This window comes from Pseudomonas sp. HD57-3 (genome assembly GCF_056113135.1).
This window is the reverse complement of record NZ_CM148568.1, coordinates 1,165,553-1,185,091: the sequence shown is the minus strand read 5'-3', so window position 1 is coordinate 1,185,091 and position 19,539 is coordinate 1,165,553. Positions and strand designations below refer to the sequence as shown.

The following is a 19,539-nucleotide window of genomic DNA, read 5'->3' as shown; positions in this document are numbered from 1 at the left end:
AAGGAAAACTTAAGCACCGCTAGATGAAAGGGGTGTGACACCTCACGCCTTCGCGGGCTCCAACGCCAGTTCCACGGCTTCCGGCCGCTTGACCAGCGCATACACCACCGCCGTCAGCAGGCTGCCCGCGACAATCGCCAGCAGATACAGCAGCGCATGGTTGATCGCGTTCGGGATCGCCAGCACGAACAGGCCACCGTGGGGCGCCATCAGCTTGCAGCCGAAGTACATCGACAACGCACCGGTCAGCGCACCGCCGGCAATGCTTGCCGGGATCACCCGCAACGGGTCTTTCGCAGCAAACGGAATCGCCCCTTCAGAGATGAAGCACAACCCGAGCACCAGCGCCGCTTTACCGGCTTCGCGTTCAGTCTGGGCGAACTTGCGTCGGGCGATGAAAGTGGCGATGCCCAGACCAATCGGCGGCACCATGCCGGCGGCCATGGTCGCGGCCATCGGTGCATAACTCTGCGAGGCCAGCAGCCCCACCGAGAACGCATAGGCAGCCTTGTTGATCGGCCCGCCGAGGTCGACGCACATCATGCCGCCCAGCAGCACGCCGAGCAGAATTGCGTTGGTGGTGCCCATGCTGTCGAGGAAATGCGTGAGCGCCGCGAGCATCCCGGCCACCGGTTTGCCGACCACGTAAATCATCACCAGCCCGGTGAACAGGCTGGCGAACAACGGAATGATCAGAATCGGTTTCAGCGCTTCCAGACTTTGCGGCAGCGCCACATAACGACTGATCGCCTTGGCCGCGTAGCCTGCGATAAACCCGGCGACAATCCCGCCGATGAAACCGGCGCCCAGGGTGCTCGCCAGCAAACCGCCGATCATGCCCGGCGCAAGTCCGGGGCGGTCGGCAATCGACCAGGCGATGTAACCGGCCAGCAGCGGCACCATCAATTTGAACGCGGTCTCGCCACCGATCTGCATCAGCGCCGCCGCCAGCGTGCCTTCTTCCTTGAACGCGGTGATGCCGAACACGAACGACAAGGCGATCATCAGACCGCCCGCCACCACCATCGGCAGCATGAAAGAAACGCCAGTCAGCAGGTGTTTGTAGACGCCGCTTTTCTCCTGCTTGGCCGACGCTTTGCCGTCGCCCGCAGCACTTTCCTGCTTGCCTTCGGCCAGGGCTTTTTTCAGCGTGGCTTCGGACTGCTTCAAGGCAATGCCGGTGCCGCAGCGATAGATTTTCTTGCCGGCGAAACGCTCGGTGGCGACTTCAATGTCAGCCGCCAGCAGCACCACGTCAGCCTCGGCGATGGCTGCCGCACTCAGCGGATTTCGCGCGCCGACGGAGCCCTGGGTTTCGACTTGCAGGTCGTAGCCCAGACGCTTGGCGGCTTGCTGCAAGGCTTCGGCGGCCATGAAGGTATGAGCGACGCCGGTCGGGCACGCAGTGACAGCGACCAGACGTGGTGCTTGAGCACTGGCAACCAAGGGCGGCGTTTCGGCAGCGACGTAAACCGCGGCCTCGACGGCGCCACGCCGCAGTACTTCTTCCACATCCTGCAAGGCTTGCGCCGGCGCGATCCGAAAGACTTTCTTGCCGATGAACCGGGTCATGTCCACAGGTCCCGTGGCGACCAGCAACACCCACTCGGCGGCCTCGATGGTGGCCGCCGACAACTCGCGCTCCGGGTGCGCCGCATCCACCACTTCGACGCTGGTGCTCCAGCCCTGACGCTGGGCCGCGGCGTCGAGCAACCGGGCGCACAGCACACTGGTGACCATGCCGTTCGGGCAGGCCGTGACAATGGCTAACTTCATGACAAACCCTCTTATTGTTCTGACAGGGGACGCACGCGCACGCCCTGTTCGAGTTGCGCCAGTTGCGCGGCATCGTGAATACCGAATCCGATCTGGGTCACCGCCTGCGCCGCAATCGCGGTGGCCGTGCGCAGGGTCTGTTCCGGCGTGTCGGCGCTGAGCAGACCGTGCAGCATGCCGGCCAGCAACGAATCGCCGGCACCGACCGTGCTGGCGACGCTGACCTTCGGCGGCGTCGCATGCAGCGCCGAGCCGACGCTGAACCAGTTCACACCGTCGGCACCGTGGGAGATCACCACATGCTCGATGCCCTGAGCGTGCAGCCGATTGGCTGCCTCGGCCTGAGACGCGTGGAACACCACTTCACAGCCCAGCGCATCGGCCAGCTCTTCGGTATTCGGCTTGATCAGCCACGGACCGGCCTTGAGCGCCGCGCGCAAGGCGTCGCCGCTGGTGTCCAGGGCGACTTTCAGACCCAACGCTTTCAAGCGCTCGACCAGTTCGCGCAACCACTGTGCAGTGACTCCGCGCGGCAAACTGCCGGCGACCACCACCGCGTCATGCCCCGGCGCGATCTGCACCAGACGCTCCAGCAACGCCTGTTGCGCCACTACGCCGACCACCGGCCCCGGACCGTTGATGTCGGTGATGCGTCCGTCCTGTTCCGCGACCTTGATGTTGCTGCGGGTCTCGCCGGGCACCCGGATAAACGCATCGGTGAAGCCACGTTTGGCGAACAGGGTTTCGAAGGCTTGCAGATTGTCTTCGCCGAGGAAGCCGCTGACCGTCAGTTGATGACCGAGGTCGGCCAACACTTGCGCGACGTTGACGCCCTTGCCGGCGGCGTGGGTGTGCATCTCGTCGCTGCGGTTGACCTGACCGGCCTCAAGACGTGGCAACTGCACCGTGAGGTCCAGCGCCGGGTTGAGGGTCAGGGTGAGAATCTTGGCCATTACAGGGCCTCCACTAATGCGCGCACTTCGTTGGCGCTGCCCACGGCCAGGGCTTGTTGAGCAAGGTTTTGCGTTTGCGTCAGGCTGAGTTCGCGGATGCGCGCCTTGACCTCGGCGATGCTGCGCCCGGAGACGCTCAGTTCATCCACACCAAGGCCAACCAGCACCGGCACCGCCAGCGGATCCGCCGCCAGTTCGCCGCACACACCAACCCATTTGCCATGGGCATGGGCCGCGCGCACGGTGATGTCGATCAGTTGCAGCACCGCCGGGTGCAGGCCGTCAGCCTGGGCGGACAGGGTCGGATGACCACGGTCGATCGCCAGCGTGTACTGGGTCAGGTCGTTGGTGCCGACACTGAAGAAGTCCACCTCTTTGGCCAGCACCGGCGCCAGCAGTGCGGCGGACGGCACTTCGATCATGATCCCCAGTTGCAGATCGGCCACCGGGATTTCCAGGCGCAGGCGTTCGGTCATTTCGCGGGCCTGACGCCACTCTTCGACGCTGCCGACCATCGGGAACATGATCCGCAATGGACGGTTGTCCGCCGAGCGAAGCAAGGCGCGCAACTGCGCTTCCATGATCTGCGGACGCTGCAAGGTCAGGCGAATCCCGCGTACGCCGAGGAACGGGTTTTCTTCCTTGGCGATCGGCCAATACGGCAGCGGTTTGTCGCCGCCGACATCGAGGGTGCGCACCACCAGCGGCCGACCGGCGAGGCCGTCGAGGACGCGGCGGTATTCGGCTTCCTGAGTCGCCTCGTCCGGTGCCTGTGGATGAGCCATGAAAATCAGTTCGGTGCGCAGCAGGCCGATGCCTTCGGCGCCCTGCTCCACCGCGCTGATCACACCGGCGCTTTCGCCGATGTTGGCGAACACTTCCACGGCGTGGCCGTCGGTGGTGTGCGCCGGTTGATGGCGTTGTTCGGCGGCGGCTTTCAGGCGTTGTTCGCGGGTGTCGCGTTCTTCGCTGGCGCGTTGCAGGGTCGCGGCATCCGCGTCCACATGCAGGCGACCGCGCTGGCCGTCGAGCAGCAACGGCGTGCCCGGTTTCAGCAGCAACACTGCAGCGCCCGCGCCGACCAGCGCCGGAATCCCCAGCGCGCGGGCCACGATGGCGCTGTGCGCGGTAGCGCCGCCACGGGCGGTGAGAATCCCCGCGACCCGTGCCGGATCCAGACGTGCAACGTCGGACGGGCCGACCTCATCCATCACCAGAATGTACGGTTGCTCGGGCTCGGCGGGCGTCTGCACACCACACAGTTGCGCCAACACCCGGCGACCAATGTCGCGCAGATCGGCGGCACGTTCGGCGAGCAACGCGTCCTGCAACGCTTCCTGTTGTTTCGCGGCGGCCTCGATCACGGCCATCCAGGCTGCTTCGGCGCTTTCGCCCTGCTTGAGGCGAGTGTCGACTTCGTCGGTGAGTTCCGGGTCGTCGAGCATTTCCTGGTGGGTGATGAAAATCTCGCGGATCGCCTTGGCCTTGCTGCGTTCGATCAGGCCTTGAATGTCCTGACGCACGTCGGCCAGCGCTTGCTTGAGACGCTCGCGCTCGATGGCGGCAGACTCGCCGCGCAACGGGTAATCGATGGCTTGCTGGACCTGAATGTGCGCCGGGCCGATAGCGATGCCAGGGGCGGCAGGGATCGCTTGCAGCAGACTGCCGGAGGCCGGGGCGGTCAGCACTTCTGCAATGTCCGTAATCACTTCGCGCTGTTGACTGACTGCGGGCAACGGTTCGACTTCTTCGCCGAGGCCTTCTTCGATGGCGGCCAGCAACGCCGGCAAGGCGTCGGCGGCGATGCTCGGTTCGGCGATGATTTCCAGCACCTGGCCGCGACGCGCGCCGAGGCTCAGCAGTTTGCTCAGGCTCTTCACCGATACGGCGCTGTCCTGACCGTCGACGATGCGCACACGGATTTCGCCGTCAAAACTCTTCGCCAGTTGCGCGAGGATCTTCGCCGGCCGTGCGTGCAGACCATGGGCGTTGGCCAGTGCGATACGTGCGCTCGGCCAATCGGCCGGCAACTCGCCGCCAAGCACTTCGAGGACTTTGCGGCTGCTGGTGGCGCGGCCCAGTTCATGGCCGCGACCTTCGATCAGCAACGCGCACAAACGCTCGAGCAACGCCTGATGGGCTTCACCGAGGCTGGCCAGACAGAACAGACCGCTGAGCGGCTGGCCGAGATAGCGCATCGGTTTGTCCGGGGTGACGAAGGCCAGGCCCGGACGCTTCACGGTCTGCTCGCTGTGCAGCCACCACAGGCCATCGCCCAGCGGCAGCGCTTCGACCTGCTGCAATACACCGGCGAAGCCGTTGCTCACGCAATCGGCCTGACGCAGCAGCCGCGCACCACGCCAGACCAGTTCTTCGAAATCGTCGGCGGAGACCCCGAGGCCGATCATCTGCGCATCCAGCGCCAATTCCTGCGGCGCACCTTGCAGCAGTTTCAGCAGCGCTTCCGGCGAACTGGCACGACGCAGGGCCTGGCCCAGATCGGTCTCGCCGAGGGCGCGGGTCAGCAGTTGCAGCAGGCGCAGGTGTTCGTCGGATTTGGCGGCGATGCCGATGGCCAGATAAACGATCTGGCCATCGCCCCAGTCCACGCCGTCGGGAAACTGCATCAGGCGCACGCCGGTGGCGAACACCTGATCGCGGGTTTCGGGCGTGCCGTGGGGGATCGCAATGCCTTGGCCGAGGAAGGTCGAGCCCTGAGCCTCCCGGGCCTGCAGGCCGGCGAGGTATCCGTCGGCGACCAGACCATCGGCGACCAGATGACTGGCCAGCAATTGCAAAGCGGCGGGTTTATCCACAGCCGACTGGCCCATGGATATCTGCTCTACAGTGAGCTCGAGCATGCGATCTCCTTTTTGGCGCCAATTAACGCCAGGTATTGTTTTGAATGGTTGCAGCTTAGGCGCTGTGAGCCATCCTTTTCAGGAGGCAGTTTTGGCGGTTTCACGGCAGAACCGGCCAAAGGCGTCTAAAACGTAGAAAATACGCTTGCTGAAACGTTTAATCTAGATTGATCGGCACGTTACTCGATAATGTCCCATCCTTGAAGTCCAACTTGTCGGATGCGCTGAGACAATGGTCGCCTGCCTGAATCGGGTAGGATTGGCGAAAATGTCGCGGCAAGCTCGAAAAAACAAGGAAATCCCGGGTTGAAACTCAGTGATATCGCGCGGTTGGCCGGAGTGTCCGTGACCACCGCCAGCTACGTCATCAACGGCAAGGCCGAACAGCAACGCATCAGCACCGCCACCGTCGAGCGGGTCCGGGCGGTGGTCGATCTGCACGGCTTTACCCCCAATCCACAGGCGGCCGGGCTGCGCAGTCGGCACACCCGGACCCTGGGTTTTATCCTGCCGGATCTGGAAAACCCCAGTTACGCGCGGATCGCCAAACTGCTGGAACAAGGCGCCCGTGCGCGGGGTTATCAGCTGCTGATCGCCAGCTCCGACGATGCACCGGACAGCGAGCGGCAACTGCTGCAACTGTTCCGCGCCCGACGCTGCGATGCGTTGATCGTCGCCAGTTGTCTGCCGGCCGGTGACGACAGTTATCGCCAGTTGCAGGCAAAGGGTTTGCCGATCATTGCCATCGACCGGGTGATGGATGCCGAACACTTCTGCTCGGTGGTCAGCGATGACCGCGAAGCCAGCCTGCACCTGACCGAAAGCCTGCTCGCCCCGCAGCCGAAACAGATCGTGCTGCTGGGCGCCCGCCCGGAACTGAGCATCAGCCAGGAACGTGCGGCCGGTTTCAAGCAAGCCTTGGCCGGGTTCAAGGGCGAAGTGCTGATCGAGCACGCCGAATCCTTCAGCCGCGAGTGCGGCAAGCAGTTGATGGAAGAACTCCTGCAACGCCTCGGACATTTGCCGGATGCGCTGGTGACCACGTCCTACGTGCTGTTGCAGGGCGTTTTTGACGCGCTGCATGACTTCCCGCTCAAAAACCGCCCGTTGCGCCTCGGCACATTCGGCGACACCCAGTTGCTCGACTTCCTGCCGCTGCCGGTCAACGCCATGGCCCAGCAGCACCAGTTGATCGCCGACAAGGCGCTGGAATTGGCACTCGCAGCGGTCGAGCAATCGGACTATCAGCCTGGCGTGCAAGCCATTGCCCGTACCTTCAAGCAGCGTATTCACCGGGATTGAGCCGTGGAGCTGATCGACAGCCACACCCATCTGGACTTCCCCGACTTCGACGCCGACCGCGCGGCGCTGCTCACCGAAAGCCGCGCCCTCGGCGTGCGGCGGATGGTGGTACTCGGGGTCTACGAGGGTAACTGGCAACGGGTGTGGGATCTGGTGCAAAGTGATGCCGATTTGTACGCGGCGTTCGGATTGCACCCGGTCTATCTCGATCAGCATCGGCCTGAAGACCTGAATGCACTGGGCGATTGGCTGACACGGCTAAAGGGTCATCGGCAGCTGTGCGCGGTCGGCGAAATCGGCCTGGATTACTTCATCGAAACCCTCGACCGTGAACGCCAGCAAGCGCTGTTCGAGGCACAACTGCAACTGGCGGCGGATTTCGAACTGCCGGCGCTGATCCATGTACGGCGCAGCCATGCGGCGGTGATTGCCACGCTCAAGCGCTTCAAGCTCAAGCGCGCCGGCATCATTCACGCCTTCGCCGGCAGCCGTGAAGAGGCGCGGGAATACATCAAGCTCGGTTTCAAACTCGGCCTCGGTGGTGCACCGACCTGGCCGCAGGCGTTGCGCATGCATCGGGTGCTGGCCGACTTGCCGCTGGATTCGGTGGTGCTGGAAACCGACTCACCGGACATGGCGCCCGCCATGTACCCCGGCATTCGCAATACGCCGGCGCATCTGCCGGCGATCTGCGCCTCACTCGCCGCCTTGATGAACATCGATCCGGAACAACTGGCCGCCGCCAGTACGGCTAACGCTTGCCAACTGTTTCACTGGTAAACAGTCGGCAGAACACGTCAGACCCGAAAAGCGCTGATCAGCTGTTTCAACTCAACAACCTGCGCCGACAACGCACGGCTGGCGTCTTCGGTCTGATGCGCACCTTCTGCAGTGCGCTCGCCGGCACGGTTAATCTCGACGATGTTCTGGTCGATATCGTGGGCGACGGCGGTCTGCTGCTCGACGGCGGCGGCGATCTGCTGGTTCTGGTCAACGATCATGCCGACAGCGCCGAGGATGTTTTCCAGCGCCTGCTGGACTTTTTCCGACTGCCCCACCGTGCCGTTGGCCATCTGATGGCTGACGCCCATGGCCTTCACCGCCGCGCCGACGCCACCGTGGAGCTTGGCGATCATCTGCTCGATTTCTTCGGTCGATTGCTGAGTGCGTTTGGCTAGCGTGCGGACTTCGTCAGCGACCACGGCAAAACCACGCCCCTGCTCACCGGCCCGCGCGGCCTCGATCGCGGCGTTGAGCGCCAGCAGATTGGTCTGCTCGGCGATGCTCTTGATCACTTCCAGAACGCGACTGATCGACTGACTGTCGCTGGCCAACTGGTTGATCACCAGCACCGACTGATCGATTTCGCTCGCCAGTGCCGCGATGCTGCCCTGCTGCGATTCCACCAACCCGCGACCGCTGATGGTTTCGTCATTAACGCTGTGGGCGCTGCTGACCGCTGCCGCGGCACTGCGTGCCACCTCCAGTGAGGTCGCCGACATCTGGTTCATCGCGGTGGCCACTTGCTCGATCTGCGTGCGTTGCCCGGCGACCGCCTGATTGCTTTGCGCCGAGACGTTTTCCACTTGCCCCGCCTGTCGCTCGACCTCGCCAACGGTGTGGCCGACCCGTTCGATCAGGTCGTGGATTTTCCTCACCGTACCGTTGAACACTTCGCCCAACTCGCCGAGTTCATCACGGCTGTTGGCGCGGAAATTCACCGTCATGTCGCCTGCCGCGACTTTATCCATCATGGCGCCGAGGTTTTTCAGGGTGGCGCGGGTCGACGCGTAGAAGCCGCCGTAGAGATAGAAAATCAGCACAAACACCACCGACAACGCCACGGCTTGCAGCACCATGTGCGTACGGTTTTGCCCCAGACGCTGCTGCAACTGGGTGTCGAGGAATTTCAGGGTGGCGTCGTTGAGCTGATAGGTCTGGTCCATCAGCCCGGTGACCTGGTCATAAAACGCCTGCCACGGGGCGTCGAGCGTTTCGGCCATCACCACTTGCTCTTCGATCAGGGTGCTGGCCTGTTTCAGCGTCGCCTTGCTGGCATCCGCCGGGGTGCTCAGGGAGTCACGGGCAGCTTTGCTGGAGCCCAGCGCATCCTGCAATTTCAGGCCATATTCGGCCTGAAGTTTTTCGATCTGCACCAAAAACTCGTCGAAGCGGGTGCTCGACGAACTGTTGAGAAAGCCCTGGCCCAATGAATACGAGCCCATCGCCCGACCTTCGCCCAAGGCCTGGGTGACGGCCGGCGTGATCGCGGTGATCAGCTCGCTGAGCTGGCGTATGTCGCCCTGATTGTCGCGACTCAATCCGGCCTGACTGGCCACGATCTGGCTGAAAATCTGCGCATTGCCCAGCAGTTTGCCGATCAGCGCACTTTTGCTTTGCAGGGAATTTTCCGCTTGCTGGTTCTTGAACGCAGCGATCATTTCATCGCGCTTGGTCTCAAAGAACTTGATCTGCTCAGGATCCTCGGTCATGGGCGTCAGCCCTTGCAGGCGGGCCAGGACGTTTTGCTCAAGGCTGGTGATCTGCGCCTCGACATTGCCGGCCTTGCCGGATTGGCCGAGGGTGACGTTGATCTGCACCAGATTGTTCAGGGTTTCCAGATCCCGGCGCAGGGTCAGGCTGCTGCCCAGCAGGTCGAGGCTCTGCAGCTCCACCCGGGTGCCCTGGAATTCGCGGTAGGAATCGCGCACCAGATAGAAATTGGTCACCAGCATCGGCACCAGGAACAGCACGCTGATCAGGCTGAACTTCATGCCGAAGCTCAAGCGGTTCATCAGCGAGACGGCGGGATAGAGCAAGCTCTTCACTGGAAGTCTCCCTTGGTTTTTTCTTGTTTTTATTGGCAGGCGCGGGGCGACAGCAGATAGCCACTATCGGGCGCTATCTCTGTATAGCTCAAATCGAAGGGAGGTTTTGTAACTTAAGGTTAACGAGGGGGATTGCCCCCTCGTCACGGGAACGGCCTACGCCAGCACTGTCCACAGGGCAAAGCCGGCATACCACAGCACCGCCGCTCGCAGCAGCAATTCCCAGAGGCAGTCGAGGGTGTTGATGCCTTCGGAACCGACGGCGGCCGGCGGGATTTCCCCGGCAGCCAGCCCGACCTTGTTGATCAGTTGTGCAGCGCTGATGTTCCAGTTCAGCAGCTCGTGCAGCATCACCCGGCTGACCGCGACGAAATTGCCGACCAGGGCAAGGCTCGCCGCCAGCAGGCGCACCGGCACCCAGTCGAAGGCATGACGCAGTTGCCCGGCCCGTTCGGCCACTGCCGGGTTCTGGGCGTGTTCTTCCGCCAGCGCCAGCAAGCGATAGCTCAGCGCCGCGACCGGGCCGAGCAGGAAGTACCAGAAAATCACCGCAAAGAAACTCTGGTAGGCCTGCCACAACAGATGACGTTGCACTTGCTCCAGCAATTGTTCGCCGCTTTCGGCGCAGATGTTCAGATCACGCTTGGCCACATGGGCGGCGGCCTGTAGATCCTCACGGCGCCAGGCGTCGCGAAACGGCCCGAGTTCGCCGAGCAGATCACCGCGCCCCAGGCTGTAAATCACCACCAGCAAATGCACCGGCAACGCCAGCAGACCGTAGGCCACCGGGTCCAGCACCACCAGCAGCAATCCCAGCAGCGCCACCGGCAACAGCACCAGGACGGTCAGCACCAGCCACGGCTGTTTGGCCAGCCCGCCGGCTTCCAGCTTGTGCAGTTCGCGGATCCATCCGCCATCGCGTTGAACCCGTTGGCGCAGGGCCGAGAACTTCTCGATCCATACCGCCAGCAGTAACACCAGAAAACTCATTGTCCTTCCTCTTGTGCCAGGGCGGCGCGGTAGCGTGCCCAGTCGAATGCGGGTCCGGGGTCGGTCTTGCGTCCGGGGGCGATGTCGCTGTGCCCGCAGATGCGCTCGACGGTGATCGCCGGGAACGCCGCCTGTATCTGCCGGGTCAGCACGGTCAACGCCTGATACTGCGCATCGGTGAACGGCAGATCATCGGTGCCTTCCAGCTCGATGCCCACCGAAAAATCGTTACAGGTTTCCCGTCCCTCGAACACCGAAACACCGGCATGCCAGGCACGCTCAAGACAGGAGACAAACTGGGTGACCTTGCCGTCACGTTCGATCAGAAAATGCGCAGACACGCGCAGGTCGGCGATCCCGGCAAAGTAGGGATGTTCCGTGACATCCAGACGATTCTGGAAAAATTCCTGCACCTTGCCGGTGGCGAACTGCGCCGGTGGCAGGCTGATGTTGTGGATGACCAACAGGGAGACTTCGCCCGCCGGGCGTTCATTGAAGTTGGGCGAAGGGCAGACCTGCACCCCGTGACACCACCCGCTTGCGGGATCCAACTGCATACCGATTCCTTCAACGCCGACTGTGTTGGCGACCAGTATGCCGTGATCGGCCCCCGGCGCGCGATCACTTGCCGCGATTGAGCCGCCGCAGATTGCCGATTACCGACTCCAGCGCACGGTCGAACAACAAGGTGTCGTCCAGCGTCCGCACCGCGCCGCGACGGAACGCCAGGGCCAGTTCCGTGCGGTCGCGCTCCAGCACTTTCATCCCGGTGCGGTCGACGAACACGTACTTGTTGGTGGCCTCGATGATCGCCGCCAGTTTGCAGCGCAGGGTGTGCTCTTCGTCTTCTTCGAACGCCACCCAACTGCCCAGGCGCAACTGATCGACCTGACGCAAACCTGCGTCATCGGCCGGCAAACGCGCCGGCGTGCGTGGCTGGAGGCCGTCGTCGGCCATCTGCAAGACAATCGCCTGCGACACCTCAATCATTTCCGGCAACGCGGTCTGATCCGGCTCGCTGGACGGTTCGAGCAGGCGCACATGCAGCGCTTCCAGCTCACTGAAAAAGCCGCTGGTGGCAAACGGGTCGAAAGCCGAACTGCTCAGGCCGTCGCGCAATGACTTGAGCAACCCCGGCACCAGCGCCAGCAGACGCAGGCCGGCTTCGGCGTCGTCGTGGCGCTGCACGCTCCAGATCAATTGCTCCATGGTCTGCACGTCGGCCTGCCATTCGGCAGACTGATCGCCGTGCTTGAGGCAAGTCAGCAGCAACACCTTGCTCCAGGCCTCCTGCACGAACGTCACCACCGACGGTGGCAGGACTTTGCCCAGCAACGCCTGATTCAACGCCTGCTCGACCCGCTGGCGGGCCAGTTCGGTTTTCGCCCGGCCCTCTTCGGCATCGCGCAAACGCTGTTCAAGCAATTCGCTGCGGCGGCGTTCGTCACTGGTGAACGCGAGGAAGTCCGCCAGCAACTCGGAAAAAATCGCCGGGTCGTCGACGAAATCCGTCAGCAGGCGCTGCACCACTTGCTCGATGCGCAGGTACAGGCTGTCGCGTGCATTGCCGTCGCACTCGCCCCAACCCATCGCCGCTTCGGCGATTTCATTGAGCAGGCGACGCGCCGGGTGGCTGCTGCGGCTGAAGAAGCTTTTGTCGATCACCGCGACCTTCAACATCGGAATCTGCAACCGGGCGATCAGCGCCTTGAGCGAATCCGGCAAGTTGCGATCATCAAGGATGCAGTCGAAGACCATCGCCACCAGATTGATCACGTCCTCGTCCGCCCCGCCGACGATTCGTGACTTGCCGCTGCGTACGCTGACCCGGGTCAGCAACTGTTCAAGCTGATGGCGCAGATCGAAATCGTCCTGCACCGCCAGCGCCGGCACGTATTGCTGCAGATGCGAAAGCAGGCGCAGCAAGTCGCGGGTGGAAATCGGCTGCGCCGGGGCGCTGGGTTCAAGGGTCGGCGCAACCGTGCCGCGCACGTGCAGCAGCAACTCCTGCAACGCGGCGAAGACCTCCTGCACGCCGGCATCGGTCTGGGTTTTGTCGACGCCCTCGAATTCGCTCTGCACGCTGGCCACGGCCTGATCGATGGCGCGACGGGCCGGCGCCGGTTTGAGCTCGGGCAACACGCCCGTGGCGATCAGCAGTTGATTGGCTTCGGCGTAAAGTTGATCGGTATCGGCCAGCACATAGCGCTCGAACAGTTTGAGCAGGATCAGTTTGACCTTGATCTCCACCCCCAGATTGCGTCCCGCCTGCAGGAAGTATTCGCAAAGCATCGCCGGGCCCAGCGGGTTGTATTGATCGTCCAGGGTCTTGCCCAACAGCGCATTGAATCGCGCGGTCAGTTGGTCGAGGGCGAACCCGTCGCGATTCAGCACGCGGCCGACCATGGTTTCGACCGCGACATTGCGCTCCATGTCATCGGTTCGCGCGGTTGTGTCCTCATGCTGCAAGGCGTGAGAAAGCACGGTGGGGACGGGATCGAATTGAGTGAGGCCGACAAAGGCTTCGAAGAATTGCTCGAGAAACCCGCGCTCGATGTTCTTGCGCTTGAGGCGCAGGTCGCGCATGGCTTCGAAAAAGATGTTCTGCTCGACGTCGTTACGCGCCCGGTCGGCCATTTCGAACAGGGTGTCGTCGGCGTTATCGAACAGCTCCTGCAAACCGTTGCGCAGGCGCTGGGCAGCCTTGTCGCGAACCTGAAGCAGAATCACAGGCAGGCGGGCGAGCGGCGAGTGAGTCGCCTGATCGGTAGTGGCCTTGTGCAGAGGCACTACATTCCCGTCGTTGTGCATCCAAGCCTCCTGAAACGGTGATTTGCCGACGTCAAACTCATGGCGTCAAATGCAAGGCGGATTATCTTGCAAAAGATGTCCCCGGCGCCAGAGCCGTCAGGGTTTCCCCTATGCGCCGACACCTTGCAGTGACCACGACTGAAACGGGTTTGCTCAAAGAAAATCGACCGGATGCAGCGCTGCGTGGCTGTTCTCGCCTTGGGTTGGCCGACGCCATGCCCCTATAATCGGGCCACTTAGTTTGTGGAGCCCGTTATGCCGAATCTACGTCTCGCCGATTTGACCGCCGAAATCGAAGCCAACGTGCGCCGTGCGTTGCTCGAAGACATCGGCAGCGGCGACATCACCGCGCAACTGATCCCGGCCGAACGTCTGGCCAAAGCCACCATCATCACCCGCGACGCTGCCGTCATCAGTGGCACGGCGTGGGTCGATGCGGTGTTTCGCCAGCTCGATCCACGGGTGGCGGTGCATTGGCAGGTGCGCGATGGCGAACGGGTTTCGCCCAATCAGCCGCTGTTTCATCTGGAAGGCCCCGCCCGTTCGCTGCTGACCGGTGAACGTAGCGCGCTGAACTTCCTGCAATTGCTGTCGGGCGTGGCGACCCGCGCGCAGTACCTGGCGGACTTCGTTGCCGAGACTTCGGTGAAACTGCTCGACACCCGCAAGACCCTGCCGGGCCTGCGTCTGGCGCAGAAATATGCGGTGACCTGCGGCGGTTGCCATAACCATCGCATCGGCCTGTACGACGCGTTCCTGATCAAGGAAAACCACATCGCCGCCAGCGGTGGCATCCCGCAGGCGATTGCCGCTGCACACAAGATCGCCCCGGGCAAGCCGGTGGAAATCGAAGTGGAAAGTCTGGAGGAGCTGAAGGAGGCGCTGGCCGCCGGTGCCGACATCATCATGCTCGACGAACTGAGCCTCGATGACATGCGCGAAGCCGTGCGCCTGAACGGCGGCAAGGCGAAACTGGAAGCCAGTGGCGGCATCAACGAAAGCACGCTGCTGCCGATTGCACAGACCGGGGTGGATTACATTTCGATCGGCGCGATGACCAAGGATGTGAAGGCCGTGGACCTGTCGATGCGCCTGAGCATCTGAGCCGACCACGCAATAAAAAACGCCAGCCCTTTCGAGGCTGGCGTTTTTTTTTCAGACCACCAGATTGTTCATCTCGCAGTATTCATCCCACTCGACGCCCAATACTTCGGCCGCTTCCTTGTGCAGTTCCAGGCGCTTGGCCTCGAACTCCTCCGGTGTGCTGGTGTACTTGAGGGTCAACTCCCAAGGTTGCAGGCCCTGGGCTTCGGCTTCGTCTTCGAACGCCCACTGGATCTGGTCTTTCTGATCATCGGGACTCAGGTCCTTGATCTCTTCCTTCAGATCCGGAACATCCAGGATGTATTTTCTAAGCGCTTCTTCGTGACGTTGCTCTTGAGTTAATTCGGTCATGGCATTCTCGCTGATCATAGGAATGGAGGATGGATCTGGATCATCAAGGATCTCTCTGACGCGGACTGTCCGGCCTTCGGAACCATTCGGGATCATCTGAAAACTGCTGGGCGATGCTCATGCAGACAACGAATATAGGACGTTTGGCGAGCGAATTACACGGGACTTTACATCTCTCCCACAAAAAGTTGACCGGGGGAACATAAAAGCGGATTTCGAGGGGAGGAGCAGGAAGAAAGGAAAAGCGAAGTGGTGCCCGAGACAGGAATCGAACCTGCGACCTTCGCGTTACGAGTGCGCTGCTCTACCGGCTGAGCTACACGGGCGGTGGGCTAAACCTAGCACTGGTCTTGCAGGTCGGCAACTTCGTCGAATGACTCGATATTTCACGGACAAAAAAATGCCCCGCCGTTTTCACGGCGGGGCATTTTCATTGCGCTAGGGCTGCGGGGTGATTAAACGCCCGAAGCCTTGGCCGCTGCCACGTCTTTGATGGACAGCTTGATACGGCCGCGGTTGTCCACGTCCAGTACCAGCACTTCCACTTCCTGGCCTTCTTTCAGGATGTCGGTCACTTTCTCTACGCGAGCGTCGCTCAGCATCGAGATGTGAACCAGACCGTCCTTGCCCGGCAGGATGTTGACGAATGCGCCGAAGTCGACGATGCGCTCAACCTTGCCGACGTAGATCTTGCCGATCTCGGCTTCTGCGGTGATACCCAGAACGCGCTGACGTGCAGCTTCAGCCGCTTCCTTGGTTTCGCCGAAGATCTTGATCGAACCGTCGTCTTCGATGTCGATCGAAGCCTTGGTCTCTTCGCAGATCGCACGGATGGTCGCGCCACCTTTACCGATAACGTCACGGATCTTGTCGGTGTCGATCTTCATCGCGATCATGGTCGGAGCGTTGGCCGACAGTTCGGTACGCGACTGGCCGATGATCTGGTTCATCTGGCCGAGGATGTTCAGGCGCGCTTCCAGGGCTTGGCCCAGAGCGATTTCCATGATCTCTTCGGTGATGCCCTTGATCTTGATGTCCATCTGCAGCGCGGTCACACCTTTGGCGGTACCGGCTACTTTGAAGTCCATGTCGCCCAGGTGGTCTTCGTCGCCCAGGATGTCGGTCAGGACGGCGAACTTCTCGCCTTCTTTAACCAGACCCATGGCGATACCGGCAACCGGTGCCTTCATCGGAACACCAGCGTCCATCAGGGCCAGGGAAGCGCCGCAAACGGAAGCCATCGAGCTCGAACCGTTGGATTCGGTGATTTCCGATACCACACGGATGGTGTAAGGGAACACGTCAGCGGCTGGCAGCATGGCCGAAACCGAACGACGGGCCAGACGGCCGTGACCGATTTCGCGACGGCCGGCGCCACCCATGCGACCACACTCGCCCACCGAGAACGGAGGGAAGTTGTAGTGCAGCATGAACGGGTCTTTTTTCTCGCCTTCCAGAGTGTCCAGCAGTTGTGCGTCACGGGCGGTGCCCAGAGTCGCGACTACCAGAGCCTGGGTTTCGCCACGGGTGAACAGTGCCGAACCGTGGGTCTTCGGCAGAACGCCGACTTCGATGTTCAGCGGACGTACGGTGCGGGTATCGCGACCGTCGATACGTGGCTTGCCGTTAACGATGTTTTCGCGAACGGTGCGGTATTCGATTTCGCCGAAAGCAGCTTTGACGTCGGAAGCCGAAGGTTGGCCTTCTTCACCGGACAGCTTGGCAACAACCTGGTCACGCAGCTCGCCCAGACGCGCATAACGGTCGGCCTTGATGGTGATGGTGTAAGCCTGGGAGATCGCTTCGCCGAACTCGGAACGGATAGCAGCCAGCAGCTCGGTGGCTTCTGGAGCAGGTGCCCAGGTCCAGGTTGGCTTGGCCGCTTCGGCAGCCAGTTCTTTAACGGCGTTGATCACAACCTGGAACTCGTCGTGAGCAAACAGTACCGCGCCCAGCATCTGGTCTTCGGTCAGCTCTTTGGCTTCCGATTCAACCATCAGCACGGCGTCCGAAGTACCGGCAACAACCATGTCCAGGCTCGAGGCAGCTTGCTGCTCGTAGGTCGGGTTCAGCAGGTAGCCGGTGCTTTCGTGGAAAGCAACGCGAGCGGCGCCGATCGGGCCGTCGAAAGGAATGCCGGAGATCGCCAGGGCAGCCGAGGTACCGATCATCGCAGCGATGTCCGGATCGGTCTTCTTGCTGGTGGAAACGACGGTGCAGACAACCTGCACTTCGTTCATGAAACCTTCCGGGAACAGCGGACGGATCGGACGGTCGATCAGTCGGGAAGTCAGGGTTTCTTTCTCGGAAGGACGGCCTTCACGCTTGAAGAAACCGCCAGGGATCTTACCGGCAGCGTAAGTCTTTTCCTGGTAGTGAACGGACAGAGGGAAGAAGCCCTTGCCCGGATCGGCTTGCTTGGCACCGACTACGGTCACCAATACGCTGACGTCGTCGTCAACGGTGACCAATACTGCGCCGGAGGCCTGACGGGCGATACGGCCAGTCTCGAGGGTAACGGTCGACTGACCGAACTGGAATTTTTTGATTACCGGGTTCACGGTGTCCTACCTTCTTTGTGGCTCTTGGGGGAACTGGTTTCTTGCGAAATTCTTGGGCAATGTCGGGAATCGGCCCGACGCCTGTCCAGGGTAAAACGTGTATCCAGATAAAACTTGAGGCTGGGAGCCTGCCGGACGCCGGCGGAAACCCGCTGACGTCTGACAGACAACCAACCTCATAGCGCAATCGCTGATTAGCGACGCAGACCCAGGCGAGCGATCAGAGCGCTGTAACGGCTCACGTCCTTGCCTTTCAGGTAGTCCAGCAGCTTGCGACGCTGGTTAACCATGCGGATCAGACCACGACGGGAGTGGTGGTCTTTACCGTTGGCCTTGAAGTGACCTTGCAGTTTGTTGATGTTGGCGGTCAGCAGTGCAACTTGCACTTCTGGCGAACCAGTGTCACCAACAGCTTGCTGGTAGTCGGCAACGATTTGAGCTTTTTCTTGAACGTCGAGAGCCATGAGGCAATCCTTTTATCAGGAAACTGTTTCAAAAACAGTTTCAACAGGCCAGGGACAAATCCCTGTATCTATAAATGAGTAGTGACCGTGCCTGTTGACAGCCACACTCGCCGGCCTGCTGTTACACAGACCGGTTTCCGGTCATTCTGACCGAATCAGTCGACGCGGCGCGATGCGCCCGTCTTCGCTCACTTCACCGATACCGATGAAGCGACCGTTGTGATCCTGTACCCGCACCATGCCGAACTTCGGAGCATCCGGGGCACGTACCGGCTGGCCGTTGAGCCAGTAGAACGCGCTCGCTTCCGAGAACTGCAGCAACGGCCAATCCTGCAGGCCGCTGTCCGATGGCATCAGGAAGCGGTCGACCGCTTCGTTGCCGCCTTCGGCATGTACCGCTTCCAGCTCTTCGAGGGTCACGGTCTGCGCCAGGGTGAAAGGCCCGGCCTGGGTACGACGCAGTTCAGCGACGTACGCGCCACAACCGAGTTGCTCACCGATATCCTCCACCAGGGTGCGAATATAGGTGCCCTTGCTGCAATCCACCGCAAGACGCGCAGTATCGCCTTCGAAGGCCAGCAATTCCAAGCGCGCAATAGTAACAGAACGCGGTTCGCGCTCCACTACTTCGCCTGCACGGGCCAACTTGTACAACGGCTGGCCATCACGCTTGAGAGCGGAGTACATCGGCGGTATCTGACTGATTTGCCCACGAAATTTCGGCAGAACCGCTTCAATGTCGGCCTGACCAACGGTCACCGGGCGCTCCTGCAAAACCTCGCCCTCGGCGTCCGCCGTGGTGGTGGTCTTGCCCAGTTGCGCCAGGGTTTCGTAACCCTTGTCGGAATCGAGCAGGTACTGCGAGAACTTGGTCGCCTCGCCAAAGCACAGCGGCAGAACACCGGTGGCCAGTGGGTCGAGACTGCCGGTGTGACCGGCCTTCTCGGCGTTGAGCAACCAGCGAACCTTCTGCAACGCGGCGTTGGAGGTGAACCCCAGCGGCTTGTCGAGCAGGATGATGCCGCTGACGTTACGACGGATACGTTTGACCTGAGCCACCGAGTTACTCCTTGGTGTCTTCGGGTTCTGCCGCAGCCACGTGCTGATTGTCCTCAGCCACGGCGCGCTCGATCAGGGCCGACAGGTGCGCACCACGCACGACGCTTTCGTCGTAGTGGAAGTGCAATTGCGGCACGCTGCGCAGCTTCATTTCGCGGGCCAGCTGCATGCGCAGGAAACCGGCGGCAGCGTTGAGCACCTTGATGCTTTGCGCGATGTCTTCAGCGTTGTCCTGCCCCATCACGGTGATGAAGATCTTCGCGTGACCGACGTCACGGCTGACTTCCACAGCGGTAATGGTGACCAGGCCGACGCGCGGGTCTTTGACTTCACGACGGATCAGTTGGGCCAGCTCACGCTGCATCTGATCGCCGATACGTTGGGTACGGCTGTATTCTTTTGCCATGATTTGTTACCTGTTACTGCCCCGCGGTGAAACCCGCAAGGTCTGAAAGCGGCAAACGCCCGGCCTGACAAAA

15 protein-coding genes and 1 tRNA gene are annotated in these 19,539 nt (G+C 61.7%); 3 read left to right on the top strand and 13 right to left on the bottom strand.

Going from position 1 to position 19,539, the window contains the following annotated elements; genetic code table 11:
* Positions 1–42: 42 nt before the first annotated feature.
* Genes AC0R79_RS05195 through ptsP form a run of 3 tightly spaced genes read right to left on the bottom strand, consistent with a single transcriptional unit; the run spans position 43 to position 5,590 of the window.
* Entirely contained in the window at positions 43–1,776 is a 1,734-nt protein-coding gene (locus tag AC0R79_RS05195) for a PTS fructose-like transporter subunit IIB (RefSeq protein WP_474733534.1), read from the bottom strand.
* An 11-nt stretch (positions 1,777–1,787) separates the two neighbouring features.
* On the bottom strand, positions 1,788–2,729 hold the full coding sequence (gene pfkB / locus AC0R79_RS05190; protein WP_474733533.1) for a 1-phosphofructokinase: 942 nt from the start codon (positions 2,727–2,729) through the stop codon (positions 1,788–1,790).
* On the bottom strand, positions 2,729–5,590 hold the full coding sequence (gene ptsP / locus AC0R79_RS05185) for a phosphoenolpyruvate--protein phosphotransferase (protein ID WP_474733530.1): 2,862 nt from the start codon (positions 5,588–5,590) through the stop codon (positions 2,729–2,731). The genes pfkB and ptsP overlap by 1 nt, the downstream gene beginning before the upstream one ends.
* Positions 5,591–5,896: 306 nt before the next feature.
* Here ptsP and cra point away from each other — a divergent pair, with 306 nt between their 5' ends.
* Positions 5,897–6,892, top strand: a complete 996-nt coding sequence (gene cra, locus AC0R79_RS05180) for a catabolite repressor/activator (RefSeq protein ID WP_474733528.1) — start codon at positions 5,897–5,899, stop codon at positions 6,890–6,892.
* Between the two features lie 3 nt (positions 6,893–6,895).
* Positions 6,896–7,672 (top strand): TatD family hydrolase, encoded by a 777-nt coding sequence (locus AC0R79_RS05175; RefSeq protein WP_474733527.1) that lies wholly within the window; start codon positions 6,896–6,898, stop codon positions 7,670–7,672.
* Between the two features lie 17 nt (positions 7,673–7,689).
* Here the strand turns inward: AC0R79_RS05175 and AC0R79_RS05170 are convergent, their stop codons facing one another.
* The 4 genes from AC0R79_RS05170 to AC0R79_RS05155 form a co-directional block, all read right to left on the bottom strand.
* The gene (locus tag AC0R79_RS05170) at positions 7,690–9,720 is read right to left on the bottom strand and encodes a methyl-accepting chemotaxis protein (protein WP_474733524.1); all 2,031 of its coding nucleotides are present in this window, start codon (positions 9,718–9,720) and stop codon (positions 7,690–7,692) included.
* A gap of 156 nt (positions 9,721–9,876) precedes the next feature.
* On the bottom strand, positions 9,877–10,710 hold the full coding sequence (gene ampE / locus AC0R79_RS05165; protein WP_375745397.1) for a regulatory signaling modulator protein AmpE: 834 nt from the start codon (positions 10,708–10,710) through the stop codon (positions 9,877–9,879).
* The gene (gene ampD, locus AC0R79_RS05160) at positions 10,707–11,267 is read right to left on the bottom strand and encodes a 1,6-anhydro-N-acetylmuramyl-L-alanine amidase AmpD (protein ID WP_011332414.1); all 561 of its coding nucleotides are present in this window, start codon (positions 11,265–11,267) and stop codon (positions 10,707–10,709) included. The genes ampE and ampD overlap by 4 nt, the downstream gene beginning before the upstream one ends.
* 64 nt (positions 11,268–11,331) lie before the next feature.
* Complete coding sequence (locus AC0R79_RS05155; protein ID WP_375745395.1) at positions 11,332–13,521, bottom strand: DUF1631 domain-containing protein; 2,190 nt, start codon at positions 13,519–13,521, stop codon at positions 11,332–11,334.
* 255 nt (positions 13,522–13,776) lie between these two features.
* On the opposite strand from AC0R79_RS05155, the gene nadC reads away from it, so the two are divergent.
* Positions 13,777–14,625, top strand: coding sequence for a carboxylating nicotinate-nucleotide diphosphorylase (nadC, locus tag AC0R79_RS05150; protein WP_007953729.1), 849 nt, complete (start codon positions 13,777–13,779; stop codon positions 14,623–14,625).
* Between the two features lie 51 nt (positions 14,626–14,676).
* Here the strand turns inward: nadC and AC0R79_RS05145 are convergent, their stop codons facing one another.
* The 6 genes from AC0R79_RS05145 to rbfA form a co-directional block, all read right to left on the bottom strand.
* Positions 14,677–14,976, bottom strand: a complete 300-nt coding sequence (locus AC0R79_RS05145) for a DUF6388 family protein (protein ID WP_127796895.1) — start codon at positions 14,974–14,976, stop codon at positions 14,677–14,679.
* Positions 14,977–15,226: 250 nt separating this feature from the next.
* Positions 15,227–15,302: transfer RNA gene (locus AC0R79_RS05140), tRNA-Thr, on the bottom strand.
* A 129-nt stretch (positions 15,303–15,431) separates the two neighbouring features.
* Positions 15,432–17,537 (bottom strand): polyribonucleotide nucleotidyltransferase, encoded by a 2,106-nt coding sequence (gene pnp / locus AC0R79_RS05135; protein ID WP_007953735.1) that lies wholly within the window; start codon positions 17,535–17,537, stop codon positions 15,432–15,434.
* 194 nt (positions 17,538–17,731) lie between these two features.
* Positions 17,732–18,001: a 30S ribosomal protein S15 gene (gene rpsO, locus AC0R79_RS05130; RefSeq protein WP_011332409.1), complete on the bottom strand. Its 270-nt coding sequence runs from the start codon at positions 17,999–18,001 to the stop codon at positions 17,732–17,734.
* A 141-nt stretch (positions 18,002–18,142) separates the two neighbouring features.
* On the bottom strand, positions 18,143–19,060 hold the full coding sequence (truB, locus tag AC0R79_RS05125) for a tRNA pseudouridine(55) synthase TruB (RefSeq protein WP_007953739.1): 918 nt from the start codon (positions 19,058–19,060) through the stop codon (positions 18,143–18,145).
* 4 nt (positions 19,061–19,064) lie between these two features.
* Positions 19,065–19,466, bottom strand: a complete 402-nt coding sequence (gene rbfA, locus AC0R79_RS05120) for a 30S ribosome-binding factor RbfA (RefSeq protein ID WP_007953741.1) — start codon at positions 19,464–19,466, stop codon at positions 19,065–19,067.
* Between the last annotated feature and the right edge of the window lie 73 nt (positions 19,467–19,539).